The sequence below is a fragment of the Rathayibacter sp. AY1B7 genome, assembly GCF_002932735.1.
Taxonomy (GTDB): Bacteria; Actinomycetota; Actinomycetes; order Actinomycetales; family Microbacteriaceae; genus Rathayibacter.
This window is the reverse complement of the sequence record NZ_PSWK01000016.1, coordinates 25,537-45,949: the sequence shown is the minus strand read 5'-3', so window position 1 is coordinate 45,949 and position 20,413 is coordinate 25,537. Positions and strand designations below refer to the sequence as shown.

Here is a 20,413-nt window from a genome sequence, read left to right as displayed (position 1 = left end):
GGGCACGGATCAGTCCTCCTGTCCGAAGGCTCGCTTCTGCACGACCCGGAGGAAGAGGAAGGAGACGGCGAAACTGGCGAGCGCGATCACGACGGAGGTCGCGGCGGCGGAGTGGATGTCGTCGCGGGTGAACGCGTCCCGGTAGACGAGCATCAGCGGGGACCAGGAGGTCGAGAGGCTGTTGGTCAGCGGTCGCAGCGTCGTCGGCTCGGCGAACACCTGCAGAGTTGCGACCATCGAGAAGAGCGCCGTCATCACCAGAGCGGGGGTGACGATCGGGATCTTGATGCGCAGCGCGATCTGCAGATCGCTCGCCCCGTCGATCCGTGCCGCCTCGTAGACGTCGGAGGGAATGGCCTGGAGGGCGGTGTGGATGACGATCATGTTGAATCCGACGCCGCCCCAGAGCGCGATGTTCGCGATCCCGAAGACGACGGCGCCGGAGGACAGGATGTCGGGGGCTTCCCCGCCCAGCCGCTCAATCACGTACGCGAAAGGCGAGACGGCCGGCAGGTAGAGGAATCCCCAGAGCAGCGAGGAGATGACGGCCGGTACGGCGTAAGGCAGGAAGATCGAGACCCTCGAGAACGAGACCGCACGGGCCCGCCTCGCGTCGAGGAGGAGAGCGAAGAGGAGCGCGAGACCGAGCATGCACGGGATGAGGACGAGCCCGTAGAGGAGCACCCGTCCGACGCTGGCCCCGAACTCCGGATCGCTGAGCGACCCGAGGTAGTTCTCGATGCCGGCGAAGACCTGCTTCCGGCCGCCGGAACCCAGGCCGAGCCCAACGGCCTGCTTCTTCTGGAAGCTGAGCATGACGGTGTAGAGGATCGGCGCGGCCATGAAGGCGGCGAAGAGCACGATCGCCGGTGCGAGCATCGCATAGGGAGCGAGTACTCGGGCGCGGAAGCCGGTGCCGAGTCGACCTCTCCTCGGCGGCGCGGTCGGGAGAGTCAGGGGTGGGGGAGCCATGCCGAGTCCTTCGGAACGAGAGCGGTCGGGAAGCGGCGCCGGATCCTCGCCGCCGGGAGGCGCGCGGCCCGATGGTGGACGCGGGCCGCGCACCGGTCACTCCACGGAGAAGCCGCTCTTCACGAGGTCGTCGGAGGTGATCCGCTGCATCTCGGCCACGGCGTCGACGAAGGCGGACCGCGTCCTCGCGGCGGCGGCCTTCGCGAACTCGTCGTTGTACGCGCTGAAGGCGACGTTCACGTTCGGCCCGTAGGTGAACGGAGCGACCGACTCGGAGGCGGCGGCGGCGATGTCGGAGAAGTCCCCCTGGGCGCTGAAGAAGTCGGGCGGGCTGCTGAGCGCTGCTCTCGCCGCCTCGGTCGCCGCCGGGTAGACGCCCGCGACCTCGGCGAGTGCCGCGACCGCCACCGGATCCGTGTTCAGCCAGGTCGCGAACTCGGCAGCGGCCGCGGTCTTCTTCGTCTGACTGGTGACTGCCGTGGTGCTTCCTCCCCAGTTCCCGCTGGAGGGGTTCGCGGCGTCCCACTGCGGCAGAGCTGCGGCGATCCACGCGCCTTTCGTGTCGGGGGCGTTGCCGCTGAGCACGCCGGGTGCCCAGACGGCGCTGATCCAGCCGACCTGCGAACCGTCGTTCAACCCTGCGTTCCACTCCGGCGTGTACATCGGCGTGTTGCCGATCGCCCCGGATTCGACGAGCTCTCCCCAGTAGGCCGCGACCTTCTCGGTCGGTCCGGCGTCGATGTCGACGCCCCAGCTCCGGTCGTCCGTCGACCACCAGGAGGCTCCGGCCTGCTGCGCGAGGCCGGCGAACCAGCCCGCGTCGTTGGAGGAGAAGGTGCCCAGGTGTCGGGCCGGGTCGGAGGCGTGGACGGCCTCCGCGGCCGCGGCGTACTCCTCCCACGTCGTCGGGACGCCGAGGCCGAGGCTCTCGAGGATGTCCGCGCGATAGTAGGCCATCATCGGCCCCGAGTCCTGGGGGATCGCGTAGACGGCATCACCTCCGAGCGTGACGGCCGACCAGGTGCCGTCGGAGAAGCTGCCCTCCAGATCGCCGGCGCCTTCGTCGGAGATGTCGGCCAGAGCATCCGCCGCGACGAGGGTGGGGATCTTCTGGTACTCGGCCTGAACCAGATCGGGGGCTCCGCTGCCCGCCTTGACGGCGGTGAGCAGCTTGGTGATGGCGGGGTCGCCGCCGTCCTGCTTGCTGACGGTGACCTGGATCTCCGGGTGGTCCTCGTTCCAGATGTCGACGACCTGATCGAGGTTCGGCGCCCAGGCCCAATACGTCAGCTCGACAGTGCCCGAGGCTCCGTCGTCGAAGCCGGTGGAGCAACCGGTGAGCAGGAGCGCTCCGGTGACAGCGGCGGCGCCGAGGGAGCGGATCCTGCGGAACGGGATGTGCATTCGTCCTCCTTGAAGAAGCTGGTTCGTCGATCCCCGGCGCCTCCGCTCGGGAGGAGGACGGCGGCGTGCCCTGTGAGCGGTTACAGTTAGCCATACGTGTATGGTCCTGTCAACAGTGGCGCAGCCACCCGCACCAGGGCACGACACTGGGACCGCGCACAGCCGAAGGAGACAGCTCGCATGACCACCGCTACCGGCGACACCCCCTCCGCCTTCCGCTACCGGCTCCCCGGAGCCGACGGGCGTCCGCTCCCCCGTGCTCCGTGGATCCCGGGGCGGCCGGGGCTGCGTTACGGAGGCGACTACAACCCCGAGCAGTGGCCGCGGGAGGTCTGGGCGGAGGACGTCGCCCTGATGCGCGAGGCGGGCGTCGACCTCGTCAGCGTCGGGATCTTCTCCTGGGCACTGCTCGAGCCGCAGGAGGGCCGGTACGACTTCGGGTTCCTCGACGAGCTGCTCGATCTGCTGCACGGCGCCGGGATCGATGTCGACCTCGCGACCCCGACGACCGTCCCGCCCGCCTGGTTCTGGAAGGCGTACCCGGACTCCCACCCTGTCACCCGGGAGGGCGTCACCCTGGGCCGGGGCTCGCGCGGCATGGTCAGCCCGAGCTCGCCCGAGTACCGGGCGGCGGCCGTCGCCGTCACGGAGCAGCTCGCGCAGCGCTACGCCGCGCATCCCTCGGTGGTCCTCTGGCACGTGCACAACGAGTACGGCGCTCCGGTCAGCGAGGACTACTCCGACTACTCTGTCGCGGCCTTCCGCGCCTGGCTGCAGGCGAAGTACGCGACGCTCGGCGCTCTGAACGCGGCGTGGGGCACGCTCTTCTGGGGCCAGGTGTACGGGGAGTGGGACGAGATCGACGCGCCACGGGTCGCGGCCACCGTCGTGAACCAGACGCAGCGGCTCGATTTCGCCCGCTTCACCTCGGACGCGCTCCTCGCCTGCTTCACGGCGGAGCGCGACGCGATCAAGCGCTACTCGGACAAGCCGGTCACCACGAACTTCATGGCCACCAACTGCCCCTCGATCGACTACTGGAGATGGAGCAGCGAGGTCGACCTGGTCTCGAACGACCACTACCTGGCCGCAGAGCGCCACGACAACCACGTGCTGCTGGCGATGGACGCCGACCTCACGCGATCTTTCGCCGGAGGGCGTCCGTGGATCCTCATGGAGCACTCGACGTCGGCGGTGAACTGGCAGCCGCGCAACATCGCGAAACGCCCCGGTGAGCTCGCACGCAACGCCGCGAGCCATCTCGCGCGCGGGGCCGACGCGGTCCTCTTCTTCCAGTTCCGGGCCTCCCGGTACGGAGCCGAGAAGTTCCACTCCGCGATGCTCCCCCACGCCGGGGCGCGGACGCGGGTCTGGAAGGAGGTCGTCGAGTTCGGCGCCGACCTCGACCGCCTCTCAGCGGTCCTCGGCTCCGTCGTCCGGACTCGCGTCGCGATCCTGTGGGACATCGAGTCCTTCTGGGCGCACGATCTGGAGTGGCGGCCCTCGGTCGAGCTCGATCACCGCGAGCGGATCGAGGCCTTCTACTCCGCGCTCTGGAAGCGCGGTGTCACGGTCGACTTCGCCCACCCCCACTCCGATCTCAGCGGCTACGGCCTCGTCCTCGCCCCCTCGCTCTACCTGATGGACCGGACGTCGTCCTCGAACGTGACCGAGTACGTCCGCGCCGGCGGCACGTTCGCCGCCTCCTACTTCTCAGGGATCGTCGACGAGAACGACGCCGTGCACGAGGGCGGCTTCCCCGGCGCCCTTCGCGAGGTCCTCGGCCTCTCGATCCCCGAGTTCCTGCCGCTCCGCGACGGCGAGGTCGTCGAGCTCGACTCCGGAGCGCGAGGAAGCGGCTGGACCGACGACATCGCCCTCGAGGGCGCGGTCGAGAGAGCGCGGTACGCCACCGGACCAGCTGCCGGAGGACCGGCGATCACCCGCAACGTGCTCGGCGACGGATCGGCCTGGTACCTCTCCACGCGGCTCCGGGGCGACGACCTCGCGGACTTCGTCGACACCCTGCTCACGGACGCCGGCATCACTCCACCCGCCGAGACAATGGAAGGGCTCGAAGTCGTCGTCCGCCACGGTGACGTCGCGGACTTCACCTTCCTCATCAACCATGCCGAGACGGACGCGGCGGTCGCGAGCCCCGGCACGCTCGAGCTCATCACCGGCAGCACCGTGGACGGGACCGTGGTCGTTCCGGGGAAGGGCGTCCGGGTCGTGCGGCGGGACCACTGAGGATCGACCACCTGCTTCACTCCGAGGTCGAGACCTCGCGGGAACCGCGGGTGCCGCGAAGGTACTCGAAGGTGCGCAGGGATTCAAGGGGACGGCCGTCCGCAGCGAACAGGGCCTGGTTGTCCCAGGCCGATCCGCCGTGACTCCCGCCGACGTGGACCGGGTCGTAGCCCGCGGCGCGGCTCGTCGCCCATCCCGCGCCGAAGCGCTCCCAGAGCGACCGGTTCGCGGCGAGAGCCGATGGAGGACCGACGGGCAGCCAGGCCGGCTCCCAGTAGAAGACGCCGATGCCCGTCGATCCGACATCGCGCACTGCTGCGACGACATCCCGGAGAGCCGTCGCCTGGCCCTGCACACTGATCGGGTACCGGCTCGAAGAGGGAGCAGTGGCGATGACGTTCGGATGCCCGTCGCCGTCCGTCAGGGTGTACGGCCACGAGGTCTCGGCGACCATCACCTTCTTGCCGTAGGTCCGTGAGACCTGGGCCAGCACCTCGGTGAGGTTCGCGGTCGAGCCGTGCCAGTACGGATAGTAGGAGCTCGCGAAGACGTCGTAGTCGACTCCGAAGCGGTGGAGCCCCGCGGCGATCGCCGAGTACCGCCCGACGGATTCCGGGTTCGTGAAGTGCAGAGCGACAAGAGCATGCGGCAGCACTTCCCGCACGGCGGAAGCACCCGCTGCGAAGAGCGCTGCGAGGGAGGCGTCCATCGATGTGGCGTCGCGGGAGTAGCCGGCCATCCCGGTGTTCGTCTCGTTTCCGACCTGAACGACGCGCACGTCGACGCCGGCGTCCTCGAACCTCCGCAGCGCGCTGACCGTGAAGCCTCGCACGGCTGCTGCCGTCGCCTCCGGCGTCGAGCCGGCCCACGACTTCGGAGCCAGCTGACGACCGGGGTCCGCCCAGAAGTCGGAGTAGTGGAAGTCGACCAGCACTCCCAGTCCAGCAGCCGTGGCGCGTCTGCCGACCTCGACGGCTCGCCCGACGTCGACGTTCCCGCCGCCGTAGCCTCGGCCGCGGTCATCGAACGGATCGTTCCACACCCTGACCCGGACCGCCGTGACGCCCGCATCAGCGAGGACGGCGAAGAGATCCGCCGGAGAGCCGCTCCTCTCGCGGAAGACGACCCCGCTCTCCTCGAGGGAGAGGACGGAGGAGACGTCGACACCGCTGAGGAATCCCGCGGACATGCCGTCGACGCGGCTCACGACGACCGGGACACTCGTCGAGGCGGCAGGAGCGACTGGGGCCGGTGCGACCGTCCCGACGGTCAGGCAGGCGATCACAGCGGTGATCGAGAGGTGGAACGTTCTGCTTCGTCGCATGGTCAACCCTTCCGAGCGGTCCGTCACGGAGGAGGAGCCCCGCCGCCGCGGTCACGATCGCCGACCATAGGTTCGAGCGGCCGAGGGAACAACAGCCTTCTCCGTACAGGCGCGGCTTCCACCAGAACTGGCGCGCACGCGGAGCCGTGACGACCCTTCCCAAAGGGCTTCACGACGATGAGCCGCTCCCCGCTCGCGCGCCGCATCCTCCTCCGGTCGCCCCGCACCGGGCATCCACCGCCGTCTCGGCAGCGCTTCCTTGACACCGCCGCCGGCCGGTCATCATCATGCAGTCACGACCGGCGGCGGCGCGCCACCGGCGTCCCGACAGGAACGGTGCACCGATGCCCACCATGCTCTTCGTCAACCTGGCCGTCGCCGATCTCGCCCGGGCGAGGGCCTTCTACGAGTCGCTCGGCTACTCGATCAACGAGGGCTTCAGCGACGAGAACGCCGTCAGCGTGGTGATCAGCGACACGATCACGGCGATGCTGCTCACGCGGGAGTTCTTCGCCGAGTTCACCAGCAAGCCGATCATCGACGCCACCACCTCGACCGAGGTGCAGCTCGCCCTCAGCGCCGACAGCAGGGAGGAGGTCGACACCCTCCACGGCAGGGCCCTCGCCGCGGGCGCGACCCCGGCCGGCGAGCAGGACCACGGTTTCATGTACTCGAAGAGCTTCGACGACCTCGACGGCCACCACTGGGACTTCGTCTGGATGGACCCGGCGGCTGCGGCGGGCGGTGCGCCGGAGCTGTCCGTCGAGGAGATCCGGGCGAACACGACGCACAGCTGAGGCACGACCCGTGGACGCCGAGCGGTCGACGTCCACGACCCGCGCAGTCACACTCCGTCACGATCCGGCGCGCACTCCCCTCGGCCTGACAGGCTCCCGGCATCCGCCTTCCGGGCGTCTGGACAGGAGCACACCGTGACGATCACTGCACCGGCGACCACCGCGACCACTGCTGCGGCGACCACCGCGACCATGACCTCCGCGCCCGCATCCCGCGCCTCCGCGGCGGCCGGCTTCTCCACGCGCCAGGTGCACGCCGGTGCCGCGCCCGACGGCGCCCACGGAGCGCGCGTCACGCCCGTGCACCTCAGCGCCGGCTTCGTGTTCGACAGCTTCGAGCACGCCCGCGAGCGGTTCGCCGGCGAGGACGAGGGCTACCTCTACACCCGCAACGGGAACCCGACCACCGAGGAGGTCGAGCGTCGGCTCGCCGATCTCGAGGGCGGCGCCGAGGCGATCCTGGTGGCGAGCGGCCAGGCGGCCACCGCCTCCGCTCTCCTGGGGATCCTGCAGGCCGGCGACCGGGTGCTCTCGTCGCGCCGCTTGTACGAGGGCAACCGGGGGCTGCTGGTGCAGAACTTCGGTCGGCTCGGGATCGGCGTGGACTTCGTCGACGACGCGTCGGACCTCGGCGAGTGGGAGCGGCGGATCGGGCCCGACACCCGGGTCCTCTTCGGCGAGCCGATCCCGAACCCGAAGAACGATCTGCTGGACCTCCCGGCGCTGGCCGCGATCGCGCACCGGCACGGGCTCCCGTTCGTGGTCGACAACACGCTCGCGACCCCGTACCTCCTCCGCCCGATCGAGCACGGGGCCGACGTGGTCGTGCACTCGACCAGCAAGTTCCTCGCCGGGCACGGCTCCGCCCTCGGCGGCGTGATCGTCGACGCCGGCACGTTCGACTGGGCGGCGCGCCCCGCGCTCTTCCCGCACCTCAACCAGGAGGAGCGGTCGTTCGGCGGCCGCAGCTGGACCGAGCAGCACGGCCGGCGCGCCTTCGTCTCGTACACGCGGGACATCGTGGTCTCCCGCCTCGGACCGACGCCGTCACCGCTGAACTCCTTCCTGCTGCGGCAGGGCGTCGAGACGCTGTCGCTGCGGGTCGAGCGGCACTCCGCGAACGCCCTCGCCGTCGCCCGCTTCCTCGAGGGGCGGCCCGAGGTCGTGTCGGTCGACTACTCCGGCCTGGAGTCGAGCCCGTCGTTCGCCCTCGCGCAGCGCCTGCTCCCCCGCGGGCAGGGCTCCGTCTTCTCCTTCACCGTGGCCGGTGGGGAGGCGGGCGCGGCCGCCTTCATCGACGCCGTCGAGCTGTTCAGCCACATGACCCACCTCGGCGACGTGCGCTCGCTGGTGCTGCACCCCGCGTCGACCACCCACGCCGGACGCACCCCCGCCGAGCGCGCCGCCGCCGGGATCCACCCCGGGCTCCTCCGGCTGTCGATCGGGATCGAGGACGTCGACGACCTCCTCCGCGACCTCGAGCGCGGGCTCGCCGCGGTGCGCGCACGCGCCCTCCCTGCGCTCGCGGAGGTGTGAGCGTGGCGCGCCGTCAGCACTTCGGCTGGTTCTTCTCCCGGGGCTTCGGACCGCAGGGATGGGGGCACCCCTACCGGGAGTGGAACCACGACTGGACGAAGCCCGGCCTCTACCAGCAGTCGGCCCGCGAGCTGGAGCAGGCCGGCTTCGAGCTGATCGTGATGGAGGACGCCGTCTCGCTCGGCTCCCCGGAGACGCTCGACCTGCGGGTGCGGGGAGCGTACGGCGGGCCGAAGCACGATCCGCTCCTCCTGGCGCCGTACCTGTTCGCGGCGACCGAGCGGATCGGGCTGGCGCCGACGATCAACGCCGGCATCACGCCCCCGTACCTCGCCGCCCGGCAGGCGGCGACGCTGCAGCACCTCAGCTCCGACCGCTTCGGGATCAACCTGGTCACCGACGTCGGCAGCGCCCGCCACGTGGGCCTCGAGCCGCTGTCGCACGACGCGGCCTACGACCGGGCCGACGAGTGGATGGCGGTCGTCCGCCGGCTCTGGCACAGCTGGGGGGAGGGCGCGCTGGTGGCCGACCCCGAGTCGGGCCGCTACGCCGACGGCACCCGGATCGACGCGTTCCGGCACCGCGGGGAGCACTTCCGCGTGGACGGACCCCTGAACGCCGTCCCCTTTGCGAACGGCGACCCGATCGTCGTCTCCCCCGGCGGCTCCCCCCGCGGGCTGGCCTTCGCCGGCACGCAGTCGGACGTGCAGCTCGCGCTCGCCCCTCTGGAGGCCCGGGCGGTCCGCGACTACCGGGCGCGCGTGCTCGCCGCGGCCGAGCAGCACGGGCGGACGGCGGACGACCTGCGCGTGCTCTTCGTCGTGAAGCCCGAGATCGTGTCGAGCCCGGAGGAGGCCGCGCGCGTCGTCGAGGCGTCGCGCCACCCCGACGAGGACGCGCTGCGGCGGATCGCGCTCGGCTGGTCGAGCGACCTGGAGACCGACCTCACCGGGCTGGACCTGGACCTCCCCGTCCCGCGGTCGGTGTTCGGCGAGCACGTCTCGCACGGCACCATCGCCGGCCTCTACGGCGGCACGGAGGACGCTCCGCTGCGGGAGCTGCTCATCAGGAAGGCGCGCAAGGGCCGCGTCGCCGAGCGCGCCGGCTTCGTCGGCACCGCGGAGGAGTTCGCCGACTTCGTCGAGGAGCTCGGCGACGACGGCGGCAGCGACGGGCTCCTCCTCTCCGGGGACCTGCACCCGGTCACCCTGCACCGGATGCTCGACGACCTCGTCCCCGTGCTGCGCCGCCGCGGGATCCTCCGCGACGAGCTCGCTCCCGGCGGGACCCGCGCCAACCTCTTCGGGACGTAGGGGGGTCCGCCCCGTCTCACTCCGGATCCTGCGCCCGGCCAGGCACCGGGCGGAAGAATCCGTGCTCGATCTCGTGGGCGAGCTGCACAGCCTCGACACGCGAGGCCGCCCGGTCCACCGCCGGCGGCCCGGCCTCATCGGGGGTGCAGAGGGAGCGGAGGCGCTGAAGGACGGCTCCTCGCCACTGTCGTGCGATGCCGCCCGCCTCGGTGCTCCGCCGTCCCACCTCGTCGAGTCCCCGCGAAGGCGCTCCGCCGTTCACACGGCGGCCCGCACGGCTTCGAGCGTCTCGAGGAGGAGGGGACGCGGCATGGCGAAGACGAGACGCACGTGGTCGGCGTAGCCGGCGCCGCACAGGCGTCCGGAGGTGAGCGTCACTCCCGCCTCGCGCTGCAGGTGCTGCGCGGGATCGGCGAGGCCGAGAGCACCCAGGTCGAACCAGGCGAGATACGTCGCCTCCGGGGTGCGGTGCCCGATCCGGGGCAGCTCGGAGGCGAGGAAGTCGGCGATGAGGCGCCGGTTGCCGTCGAGGTAGTCGACGACCTCGTCGAGCCACGCTCCGCCCTCCCGGTAGGCGGCCGTCGAGGCGATCACGCCGAGATTCGAAGCGCCGTGCTGCACCGCGAACCCGAAGCGCGAGTAGACGTCCTCGTCTGCGTCGTTCGTGGTGATCAGCTGCGCGGCCTTCAGGCCGGGGATGTTCCACGCCTTCGAGGCGCTCGTTCCGGTGACGGAATGCCGGGCGGCCTCCTCCGAGACCGAGGCGTAAGGGATGTGGGGGACGCCGTCGAACCGCAGCGGCGCGTGGATCTCGTCGGCGAAGACCCGCCCGCCGTGGCGCTCGACGACAGCGGCGAGACCTTCGAGCTCGGACCGCGGCAGGACCGAGCCCGTCGGGTTGTGCGGATTGCAGAGCACCAGGGCGCCCGCTCCCTGCGCGAAGGCCGCATCGATCCCGTCCAGGTCGTGCTCCCAGCGGCCGTCGACGATCGTTCCCGGGACCTCGATCACCTCGCGTCCGATGGCCGACAGGTAGGTGAGGAACGGCATGTAAGCGGGGGTAGGCACGATCACCGGTGAGCCGGGGCGGGAGAACTCGGTGACGGCCACTCCGAGCGCGGCCATGACATCCGAGACGGAGTGCACGCGGGCGGGGTCGACCGTCCACGCGTACTGCTCAGCGAGGTACTCCGCGGCGGCCTCGCCCAGCTCGCCCGCAGTCGAGGGGGACAGATAGCCCAGCACGTCGCCGGCCACGGCGTCGTGCAGTGCCCTCCGAACGGCCGGCGCCGTACCGAAGTCCATCTCGGCGACCCAGGCTCCGATGGTGCCGGGGCGGAGGCTCCACTTGCGGCTCGTCGGGCGGTCGAGTCGTTCGCGCGTGAGCGAGTCGAACAGGTGCATGGGAGTCCTCGGGGAAGCGGGCGGAGGGCGCCCCGCTGGTCGATCGGGGCGCCCGAGGCGGGGGCGGCTCAGCTGTTGTCGAGCGGGAGCCCGGGCGCGTTCACCAGGGCCTCGTCCACGGCCTCGTCCTGCAGGCCGTAGGCCGACAGCCAGTCCTGGTACTGACCGTTCCCGATGAGGTAGCCGAGGGCCTGGGCGATCGGCTCGGCGAGTCCGGAGTCCTTCTTCACAGTCGCCGCGATCAGCCCGTCGAGCGATTCGCCCGCTCCGGAGAACGTGCCGGCGTTGCGGGTCGGGTCGGCGCCGTCCTCCGAGATCCGGTTCTGGTAGACCGTCGTCGGGTTGGGCCCGAAGTAGGCGTCGATCCGGCCGGAGCCGAGAGCGAGAGTGACGGAGTTGGCATCGGGCAGTCGCGTGATCTCCAGGGACCTGCCCTCGGACTGCAGACGGGCCTGCCACTCGAGCAGGATCTTCTCCTGGTTGGTGCCGCTGCTGACCGCGACGGTGAGTCCGTCGAGGTTCTCGTAGTCGCCGTCGAACTCCCAGTCGTTCGAGGCGAGGACCTGGAACGCGAGGGTGTCGGCGCGGTAGGAGGCGAAGTCGTACTTCTCCTTGCGCTTCTCCGTGACGGTGATGTTCGAGAAGCCGACGTCGCTGCCTCCGGTGTCGATGCCCACGAAGAGGTTGTCCCAGGTGGAGTTCTCCACCTCGGGCTGCAGCCCGAGGACGGCGGCGACGAGGCGGCCGAGATCGGGCTCCGAGCCGGTGAGGGTCTCGGTGTCGGTCCCGGTGAACGCGAGCGGAGGGAAGCCTGCGGGGAGAGCGCCGACGCCGATCGTCAGGGTCCCGCGGTCGAGGATCTCCTGCGGCAGCGTGCCGCGGATCTCGTCGACGACCGGCACGTCGATGTCCGTCTCGGTCGCCGCTCCGTTGGAGAGGGCACCCACGGTGACGGTGGTGGTGCCGGAGGCGGCTCCCGGGGAGGCCGGGTCGGAGGCGGCGGCACCGGAGCAGGCCGCGAGGCCCGTCGTCAGCGCGGCGGCAGCGAGAAGCGCCCCGACTCTGGTCCAACGAGTGATGTGCGGTCTGGTCATGATTCGATTCCTGTGTCTGTCGTGCGGATGGAGAAGAGGAGGAGTGCGGGGGCTCAGCCGAGGACTCGGCCGAGGAAGTCGCGGGTCCGCGGATTCTGCGGGCGGTCGAGGACCTCGCTCGGGCTGCCCTGCTCGACGACGAGGCCGTCGTCGACGAACACCACCCGGTCGGCGACCTCGCGGGCGAAGCCGATCTCGTGGGTCACGACGATGAGGGTGCGGCCGCTCTCGGCCAGCGACCGGATGACCTGCAGCACCTCCCCGACGAGCTCGGGATCGAGAGCCGAGGTCGGCTCGTCGAAGAGGATCACCTCGGGGTCGAGCGCGAGCGCACGCGCGATGGCCACGCGCTGCTGCTGGCCGCCGGAGAGCTGCCTCGGATAGGCCGCCGCCTTGTCGGCGAGACGGACGTGCTCGAGCAGGGCGCGTGCCCGCTCGCGGGCCTCCGCGGGCGGCTGCCCCTGCGAGATCGGCGCCTCGGTGACGTTCTCGAGGATCGTCAGGTGCGGGAAGAGGTTGAAGCTCTGGAAGACGAAGCCGATCCTCGCCCTCTGGCGCAGGATCTCCTTCTCGCGCAGCTCCTTGAGCCGACCGCCGCGCAGCCGCACCCCTATCAGCTCGCCGTTCACGGAGACGAACCCCTCGTCGAGCTTCTCGAGATGGTTGATCGCCCGCAGCAGGGTCGACTTGCCCGAGCCGCTCGGACCGAGGATAACCGTGACGGTGCCCGCCTCGACGCGCAGGTCGACTCCCCGGAGCACGGTCCGGTCGCCGTAGGACTTGGTCGCGTTGTGGATCTCGATGGCGGCGGTCATCGCGCACTCCTCAGGCCGGCGAGCGAGCGCCGCACCCGCTGGAGGGGCGTGGGCGCGAGCTCCCGGTGCGCGCCGCGGGCGTAGAAGCGCTCGATGTAGAACTGCACGACCGAGATCGCCGAGGTCAGCACCAGGTACCAGATCGTCGCGACGACGAGCAGGGGGATGATGTCCGTCGGGTACGTGCTGCCGAGGTTCTGAGCGACCCCGAACAGGTCGAGCAGCGAGACGTAGAACAGCAGCGAGCTCGCCTTCAGCAGGCCGATGATCTGGTTCACGTAGGCGGGCACGATCGAGCGGAGCGCCTGCGGGAGGACGATGCGGGTGAACTGGCGGCGCTGCGGGATCCCGAGCGCCTTCGCCGCTTCGTGCTGCCCCTGATCGACCGCGAGCACCCCGGAACGGACGACCTCGGCGCTGTAGGCGATCTCGGACAGGCTCAGGCCGATCACGCCGAGGGCGAGCGGAGGCAGCAGCGACACCGTCGGCACCGACCACTGCGGACCGAAGGGGATGCCGATGCCGACGGTCGGATACAGGTTGCCGAGATTGAACAGGAAGATGAGGACGAGGATCAGCGGCACCGAGCGGAACAGCCAGATGTAGACCCAGCTGAGCGTCGACAGCACCGGATTGCCCGAGAGCCGGGCTACGGCGACGACGATGCCTCCGACGAAGCTGATCACGGCGCTGATGGCGGTGGCGAGGAGCGTCAGTTGCAGCCCCTTCAGGATCGCCGGACTGAAGAGCCAGGTCCCGACCTTCGGCCACTCCCACGACGGGTTCGTGAAGAGGGTCTGTCCGGCGTTCAGCAGGAGCACGAGGACCAGTGCGGCGACCACCCACCGCACCGGGTGGCGCAGCGGCAGCACCGGCCGCTCGCCGAGTCGGGCGAGGTCGATGCCTCCGGGAAGGGGGCCGGACGTGTCCCGCGGTCGAGGCGGCGCGATCGTGCCGCTCATGAGGCACGCCCCGTGACGCCACCGCGCAGGCGTGCTCCGCCGTCGGGCAGGGACGCGGTGAGCTGCGCGAAGGAGTCGTCGTGCGCGGTCCGGATCCTCGCGACGTCGAGCGGCCGATCGGTGAGCGTCCGCGCATAGCCGTGCAGGACGACCACCTCCGGAGGCTGGGTCACGTCGTAGAGCGGTGTGTAGCCCGCGGTGAGGTAGAGCCGCTGCGCCTCCGGCTGGAGCGGCCCGGTCGTGAGGTAGACGGTCGAGTAGCCGAGCCGGCGGGCCTCCGCCTCGAGCTCGGCGACCACGCGCAGGGCGAGTCCCTGCCGACGGTGCGCCGAGGATGTCCAGATGCGCTTGAGCTCGGCGGTCGTGTCGTCGAATCTCTTCAGCGCGCCTCCGGCGATCGCGGTGCCGTCGCGCAGAAGCAGGACGAAGGATCCCTCCGGCGGGGCGAACACCTCGCTCGGGTAGCGCGCGAGCTCGGCCGATGCCGGCTCGCCCCAGGCGGTGCCGTAGCGGGTGTCGTACTCGCGCTCGAGCTCGTCGAGCAGGGGCCGGGCCCGCGGGTCATCGGCCCGCACATGGACGAACTCGTCGGCCGCGACGGTGTCAGGCGAGGACACGAGCGGCCTCCTCGGCGGCCTGGGCGGCCGCGGCGTCGCGTCGAGCGACCTCCTCGCGCACCAGCGGTATCACGTGGCGACCGAAGTCGAGGGTGTCGTAGACGTAGTCGTAGCCGCGCGCCGAGATGATGTCGACCCCGAGATCGACGTAGTCGAGCAGCGCGGCGGCCACCGTCTCCGGCGTCCCGACGAGGGCGTTCGAGTTGCCGCGCGCTCCCGCGGCGACTCCCGCCCTGGTCCAGAGCGCGCGATCGAAACGGTCGCCTGCGGCGGCGATCGCGAGGAGGCGCTGCGAGCCGGTGTTCTCCGGCGCGGCGAGGCCTCCGGGGGCGGTCTCGCGGGTGCGCGCCTCGATGCGGCGGAGGATCCCCTCCGCCTTCTCCCAGGCCTGTTCCTCGGTGGCCCCGAGGATGGGTCGGAAGGCGACCTGGATGCGCGGCGCGACGTCGCGGCCGGCCGCCGCCGCCGCCTCCCGGATGCTGCGGATCTGCTCGGCGGTGTCCCGCAGCGGCTCGCCCCAGAGCGCGTAGACGTCGCTCTCGGCGGCACCGACGGACAGAGCGGCGGGAGAGGAGCCTCCGAACGAGATCTGCGGCCGAGGCTGCTGCACCGGCCAGACGTCGCTGACGAACCGGGAGAAGCGGTAGTGCTCCCCGACGTGATCGAACGGCTCACGGGTCGTCCAGACCTGCTTGACGATTCTGATGTACTCGGCGGTGCGCGCGTAGCGCTCGTCCTTGCTCAGGTAGTCGCCCTCCGCGGCCTGGTCCGCGTCCGACCCGCCCGTGATCACGTGGACGCTCAGGCGGCCTCCACTCAGCTGATCGAGGGTCGCGAAGGCTTTCGCCGCGACCGTGGGGTAGGAGACGTTGGGCCGGTGCGCCAGCAGCAGCTGGATGCGCTCGAGCCGCGACGCGATGAAAGCGGCGGCGACGGCGGGGTCGGGGGCTCCGGAGTGGTAGGCGAACAGGATGCGGTCCCACCCGCTGTCCTCATGAGCCGCGGCCAGACGCACCGTGTACTCCGGGTCGAAGCTCGCGCCGCTGCGTGCTCGTGTCTCGCTGCCGTCGTTGAGCGCGGCGATGCCGAGGAATTCGATGGGCACTCGAGGCTCCTGCCTGTCGGGGCGCACCGTTCTGCACGCCGTGGGGGCCGACGCTAGGGTCCGCGGCCACCCGGCTCCAACCCGCCGCTACACACTTCTTCACATCGTCACGAGTCGTCACAGAGCGGCGTCCTCACGGGGGAAGAGTCATCGTGGACGCATGTCAGCGCCATCGGACGGGACCCGCTCCCTCGTGATCGTCGGGGGAGGTCCCCGCGCGGTCGGGGTCCTCGAGCGCCTCGCCGCGAACGCCGCCGAGGACGCCCTCGGGCCGGCCGCGCTCGTCGTCCACGTCGTCGACCCGTACCCCGTCGGCCCCGGCCGGATCTGGCGCTACGAGCAGTCGCCGCTGCTGAAGCTCAACTCGCTCGCAGCCGACGTGACGATGTTCACCGACGCGAGCGCGACGATCGAGGGGCCGGTGCGCCCCGGACCCTCGCTGATCGAGTGGGCGGAGGCGGTGCGGGCCGGCCGGATCGCGCTCGCAGAGGGCGACGAAGCCGTGCGCCGCGAGCTCGACGGGCTCCGCGCCGACAGCTTCCCCACCCGCCGGCTGCAGAGCCTCTATCTGCGCTGGTTCCACCGGGAGGCGCTCGCCGCTCTCCGCCCTGACGTCGAGGTCCGCGAGCACGCGGCGCGTGTCGTCGAGGTGCTCGGCCGCGACGACGGTGCGCAGCGGGTCGTCCTCGACTCCGGCGACGTGATCGAGGCGGACCTGGTCCTGTTCTCGCTCGGGCACAGCGGCGCTCTGCCGACGGTCGACGAGACCCGGCTGGCCGGGTTCGCCGAGCGCCACGGCCTCGCCTACCTGCCGCCGTCGTTCACGGCCGACGCCGACCTCGGATCCCTCCGCGCCGGACGCGACGTGATCGTGCGCGGCTTCGGCCTCGTCGCGGTCGACCTCCTGGTGCTGCTCACCGAGGGCCGGGGCGGCCGCTTCGAACGGGACGACGCCGGCGGACTGCGCTACCACCCGTCGGGACGTGAGCCGCGCATCCTGATCGGCAGCCGCCGCGGGGTCCCCTACCACTCGAAGATCGGCTCGACGCTCCAGGGAGCCGCGCCCGAGCCCCGCTGGTTCTCGGCGTCCGTCGTGGAGGAGCTGCGCTCGCGACACCGCCCGCTCGACTTCAGCGAGGACGTCTGGCCCCTGATCGCCCAGGAGATGCTCTGGGGCTACTACCGTGAGCTCTTCACCGGGCACCCCGACCGGGTGAGCACCGACTGGACGCACTTCTCGGAGGTGTTCTCGCGGCTCGACCCGCGCGCCTCGGTCCTCACCGGCTCCCGCGGCCCGCGACCCGAAGCGGGACAGGGGTACGCTCTCCCCGCACTCGGGGCCGACGCCGAGCGGGTCCTCGGAGATGCGCGGACCCTGACCGCGCTCGTCGCGGACACTGTGCCGGACAGCCTCGACAGGCTGCTCCTCCCCGATCTCGACCGCCCGTTCGCCGATGTGCGGTTCGCCGACGGCTCGGCGCTGCAGGAGGCGGTGCGCGCCTACATCCGGGACGACCTGGCTCTGCGCAGCCGGCAGGAGCACAGCGCCACGATGGCGCTCTTCCTCGCGCTTCTGCGCAGCCACTTCCTCGTCGCCGATCTCACCGCGTCCGCGAGGTGGACGCCCCGCTCGCGGATCGAGGATCTGCACGGATGGTGGCTCAGCTGGTTCAGCTTCCTCGCGAGCGGGCCGCCCGCGCACCGTCTCGAGGAGCTGCTCGCACTCTCGGACGCGGGCGTCGTCGACTTCCTCGGCCCGGGCATCCGTGTGGAGACCTCCGAAGAGGAGGGCCGCTTCGTCGCGAGCGGCGGGGCGACCGATCAGGTCGTCCTCGCTGACGCTCTCGTCGACGCGCGCCTCCCCCGGACGTCCGTTGCGAGGAGTGACGACGCGCTGATGCGAGCGCTCGTCGCGTCGGGGTCGGCGGTCGAGGACCTCGTCGACGTCGGCGACACTCTCCTGTCGACCGGGAGGCTGCGCGTGCACCAGGACGACACCCTGCTGCGCTCGACGGCGGGAGGCCGCGTCGGCCGCCGGTACGCGATCGGCCCGTACACCGACTCGCCGTTCGTCGGCGCCTTCTCCCGGCCGGGCACGAACGCAGTGTCGTTCCGCGAGAACGACAAGGTCGCGCGCGCGCTGCTGCGCCGCCTCCGCGCACTCGACGACGAGGAGCTCGTCCGAGCCGGCACCCTGATCCGAGGAGCACGATGACCGCCGCCCCACCCCTCAGCCTCGCCGTCGCCCTCGAGGGCGCCGGCTGGCACCCCGCGTCCTGGCGCGAGCCTGGCGCCCGTCCCGACGCGCTCTTCACCGGCGCGTACTGGGCGGACATCGTGCAGCGGGCGGAGCGCGGCGGGATCGACTTCGTGACGATCGAGGACTCCTTCGCCCTGCAATCGGCGGACCCCTTCCTGGCCGACGACCGCACCGACGAGGTCCGCGGCCGGCTCGACGCGCTGCTGATCGCCTCCTACGTCGCCCCCCTCACGAGCCGCATCGGTCTCGTGCCCACGGTCACCGTGACGCACACGGAGCCCTTCCACGTGTCGAAGGCCGTCGCGACGCTCGACCACCTGAGCCGGGGGCGGGGCGGTTGGCAGGTCAGGGTGTCGTCACGCGTCGACGAAGCCTCGCACGTCGGACGACGAATCGCGGCGATCGTGCCGCCGGAGCCGGGCACGCCCCTTCTCGAGGACCCCGCGATCCGCGCCGTCGTCGACGAGCTCTTCGAGGAGGCGGCCGACGCCGTCGAGGTCGCACGGAGACTCTGGGACAGCTGGGAGGACGACGCCGAGATCCGCGACGTCGCCACCGATCGCTTCCTCGACGCCGACAAGGTGCACCGCGTCGACTTCGCAGGACGCTGGTTCTCGGTGCGCGGCCCCGCGATCACTCCCCGGCCGCCGCAGGGGCAGCCCGTCGTCGCCGCGCTCGCACACGCCGACATCCCGTACCGTTTCGCCGCGCGCTCGGCCGACGTCGTGTTCGCGACGCCTCAGAACGCAGCGGACGCCGAGAGGATCCTCCAGGAGATCGCCGAGGCGGAGCGCGGGGCGGGGCGCACGGGCGAGCGCCTGCGGGTCCTCGCCGACCTCGTCGTCGTCCTCGACACCCCGGCGGAGTCCGCCGCGGCCAGACTCTCGCGCCTCGACGCTCTCGGCCGACCGCTCACCGGCGACGCCGCCGTCGCCGCCGGGTCGGCCGCGTCCGTCGCCGACCGCATCGCCGAGCTCTCACGGCTCGGCTACGACGGCGTCCGCCTCCGACCCGCGGTTCTCGCCACCGATCTGCCGCTGATCGCCGACGACCTCGTGCCCGAGCTGCGCCGACGCGGTCTGCTCGTCGGGACGGAGGAGGGCCGCACCCTCCGCTCAGCCCTGGGCCTGCCCACGTCGATCCCGAACCGCTACGCCTCCGAGGAGCAGTCATGACGCGGCGACCGAAGCAGATCGTCCTCGCCGCCTACGTGGGCGGGGTGAACGAGCACACCCTGTGGGAGCACCCCGACGCCGGCAGCCAGGTCGACTTCTCGACGTTCCGCCGCGTCGCAGAGACCGCGGAGCGCGGGCGGTTCGACTACTTCTTCCTCGCCGAGGGTCTGGCCCTGCGGGAGCGCGCGGGGCGCCCGTTCGACCATGACATCGCCGGACGACCGGACACTCTGCCGCTCCTCGCCGCGCTGGCCGCGGTCACGGAGCACATCGGCCTGGTCGGCACGCTCAACGCGACGTTCAACGAGCCCTTCGAGCTCGCCCGTCAGATCGCGACCCTCGACCACCTCTCAGGCGGACGAGCGGGATGGAACGTGGTCACGTCCTTCGACGCCTTCACGGGCGCGAACTTCCGCCGCGGCGGCTTCCTCGACCGCGCCGACCGCTACGCCCGTGCCGAGGAGGCCGTCCGCGCGGTGACGACGCTCTGGGACACCTGGACCTCCGACGCCGTGCGAGCCGATGCCCCCTCCGGCGAGTTCCTCGCCGACTCGTCGACGGGGTCGTTCGCCGTCTCGAGCAGCCAGTTCGACGTCTCCGGCCGTTTCACCGTGCCGCGCAGCCCGCAGGGCCGCCCGGTGATCGTGCAGGCGGGCGTCTCTCCGCAGGGTCGCGACTTCGCGGCGTCGAGCGCCGACGTGATCTTCTCCCCCTACCACCGGGGACCTGAGGCGCACGAGTTCGCGCGCGACATCGCGGCCCGGGTCGCGGCGGCGGGTCGCCCGGCCGGCTCCGTGCGGATCCTCCCGTCAGCCGCCGTCGTCCTCGGCGGCACCGCTGCGGAGGCGGAGGAGAGAGCGCGGTGGATCCGCGATCAGCAACTCACACCGCGCACGATCCAGGTGCTCTTCGAGCAGGTCTGGAACCGGGACCTGTCGGGCTTCGACGTCGACGGGCCGGTACCCGATCTCGAGCCCGACCTCGAGGCGCCGCCGCTGATCGAGGGCCGCGCACTGATCCACGGTGATCGCACGGGGACCGTGCGCGCCTGGCGTGCGCTCGCTCAGGAGCGCGACCTCACCCTCCGCGGTCTCGCCGAGACCGTCTTCGACCGCACGGAGTACGTGGGCACGGCTGAGCAGGTCGCCGACCGTCTCGACGAGTTCGTGCAGAGCGGAGGCGGCGACGGGGTCGTCCTCGGATCGCACCTGCACCCGGGTGGTCTGGACGAGTTCGTCGACCGCGTCGTGCCGCTGCTGCAGGAGCGCGGTTCGCTGCGCACCGAGTACGAGGGCACGACCCTGCGGGAGAACCTCGGCCTGGAGATCCCCGCCCGGCCGTGACCTCATCCCCTCCGCCCCCTCTCCGACCTCCGAAGGAAGACC

Annotated in this window: 16 protein-coding genes; 7 read left to right on the top strand and 9 right to left on the bottom strand. The window is 71.4% G+C overall.

Going from position 1 to position 20,413, the window contains the following annotated elements; genetic code table 11:
• Window positions 1-9: 9 nt before the first annotated feature.
• Window positions 10-972 carry a carbohydrate ABC transporter permease gene (locus C5C95_RS10245; protein WP_104223278.1) on the bottom strand — a complete coding sequence of 321 codons (963 nt, stop codon included), beginning with the start codon at window positions 970-972 and terminating at the stop codon, window positions 10-12.
• Between the two features lie 96 nt (window positions 973-1,068).
• On the bottom strand, window positions 1,069-2,376 hold the full coding sequence (locus C5C95_RS10240; protein ID WP_104324379.1) for an ABC transporter substrate-binding protein: 1,308 nt from the start codon (window positions 2,374-2,376) through the stop codon (window positions 1,069-1,071).
• 180 nt (window positions 2,377-2,556) lie between these two features.
• Between C5C95_RS10240 and C5C95_RS10235 the strand changes: the two genes are divergently transcribed.
• A complete protein-coding gene (locus tag C5C95_RS10235; protein WP_104324378.1) occupies window positions 2,557-4,626 on the top strand; it encodes a beta-galactosidase in 2,070 nt (689 codons plus the stop codon).
• Window positions 4,627-4,642: 16 nt separating this feature from the next.
• On the opposite strand, the gene C5C95_RS10230 is transcribed toward C5C95_RS10235, so the two are convergent.
• Window positions 4,643-5,950, bottom strand: a complete 1,308-nt coding sequence (locus C5C95_RS10230) for a glycosyl hydrolase 53 family protein (RefSeq protein ID WP_104324377.1) — start codon at window positions 5,948-5,950, stop codon at window positions 4,643-4,645.
• Between the two features lie 344 nt (window positions 5,951-6,294).
• Between C5C95_RS10230 and C5C95_RS10225 the strand changes: the two genes are divergently transcribed.
• From C5C95_RS10225 to C5C95_RS10215, 3 genes are all read left to right on the top strand, one after another.
• On the top strand, window positions 6,295-6,747 hold the full coding sequence (locus tag C5C95_RS10225) for a VOC family protein (RefSeq protein WP_104238888.1): 453 nt from the start codon (window positions 6,295-6,297) through the stop codon (window positions 6,745-6,747).
• A gap of 192 nt (window positions 6,748-6,939) precedes the next feature.
• Window positions 6,940-8,283, top strand: coding sequence for an O-acetylhomoserine aminocarboxypropyltransferase/cysteine synthase family protein (locus C5C95_RS10220; RefSeq protein WP_104324397.1), 1,344 nt, complete (start codon window positions 6,940-6,942; stop codon window positions 8,281-8,283).
• Between the two features lie 2 nt (window positions 8,284-8,285).
• Entirely contained in the window at window positions 8,286-9,596 is a 1,311-nt protein-coding gene (locus tag C5C95_RS10215; RefSeq protein WP_104283987.1) for an LLM class flavin-dependent oxidoreductase, read from the top strand.
• Between the two features lie 258 nt (window positions 9,597-9,854).
• On the opposite strand, the gene C5C95_RS10210 is transcribed toward C5C95_RS10215, so the two are convergent.
• The 6 genes from C5C95_RS10210 to C5C95_RS10185 form a co-directional block, all read right to left on the bottom strand.
• Window positions 9,855-11,000 carry a MalY/PatB family protein gene (locus tag C5C95_RS10210; protein ID WP_104324376.1) on the bottom strand — a complete coding sequence of 382 codons (1,146 nt, stop codon included), beginning with the start codon at window positions 10,998-11,000 and terminating at the stop codon, window positions 9,855-9,857.
• A 68-nt stretch (window positions 11,001-11,068) separates the two neighbouring features.
• Complete coding sequence (locus C5C95_RS10205; protein WP_104324375.1) at window positions 11,069-12,094, bottom strand: transporter substrate-binding domain-containing protein; 1,026 nt, start codon at window positions 12,092-12,094, stop codon at window positions 11,069-11,071.
• Between the two features lie 53 nt (window positions 12,095-12,147).
• The gene (locus C5C95_RS10200; protein WP_104223287.1) at window positions 12,148-12,909 is read right to left on the bottom strand and encodes an amino acid ABC transporter ATP-binding protein; all 762 of its coding nucleotides are present in this window, start codon (window positions 12,907-12,909) and stop codon (window positions 12,148-12,150) included.
• Window positions 12,906-13,871 (bottom strand): amino acid ABC transporter permease, encoded by a 966-nt coding sequence (locus C5C95_RS10195; protein ID WP_104233982.1) that lies wholly within the window; start codon window positions 13,869-13,871, stop codon window positions 12,906-12,908. Before C5C95_RS10195 ends, C5C95_RS10200 begins: the two co-directional genes overlap by 4 nt.
• Window positions 13,868-14,488, bottom strand: coding sequence for a GNAT family N-acetyltransferase (locus tag C5C95_RS10190; RefSeq protein ID WP_219814754.1), 621 nt, complete (start codon window positions 14,486-14,488; stop codon window positions 13,868-13,870). The genes C5C95_RS10195 and C5C95_RS10190 overlap by 4 nt, the downstream gene beginning before the upstream one ends.
• Entirely contained in the window at window positions 14,475-15,593 is a 1,119-nt protein-coding gene (locus C5C95_RS10185) for an LLM class flavin-dependent oxidoreductase (protein WP_104324374.1), read from the bottom strand. Before C5C95_RS10185 ends, C5C95_RS10190 begins: the two co-directional genes overlap by 14 nt.
• Before the next feature lie 160 nt (window positions 15,594-15,753).
• On the opposite strand from C5C95_RS10185, the gene C5C95_RS10180 reads away from it, so the two are divergent.
• From C5C95_RS10180 to C5C95_RS10170, 3 genes are read left to right on the top strand one after another with little or no spacing between them, the layout of a single operon-like run.
• The gene (locus C5C95_RS10180) at window positions 15,754-17,808 is read left to right on the top strand and encodes an FAD/NAD(P)-binding domain-containing protein (protein ID WP_104324373.1); all 2,055 of its coding nucleotides are present in this window, start codon (window positions 15,754-15,756) and stop codon (window positions 17,806-17,808) included.
• Entirely contained in the window at window positions 17,805-19,028 is a 1,224-nt protein-coding gene (locus C5C95_RS10175) for an LLM class flavin-dependent oxidoreductase (protein WP_104226542.1), read from the top strand. The genes C5C95_RS10180 and C5C95_RS10175 overlap by 4 nt, the downstream gene beginning before the upstream one ends.
• A complete protein-coding gene (locus tag C5C95_RS10170) occupies window positions 19,025-20,371 on the top strand; it encodes an NtaA/DmoA family FMN-dependent monooxygenase (RefSeq protein WP_104324372.1) in 1,347 nt (448 codons plus the stop codon). Before C5C95_RS10175 ends, C5C95_RS10170 begins: the two co-directional genes overlap by 4 nt.
• The last annotated feature ends 42 nt before the right edge of the window (window positions 20,372-20,413 follow it).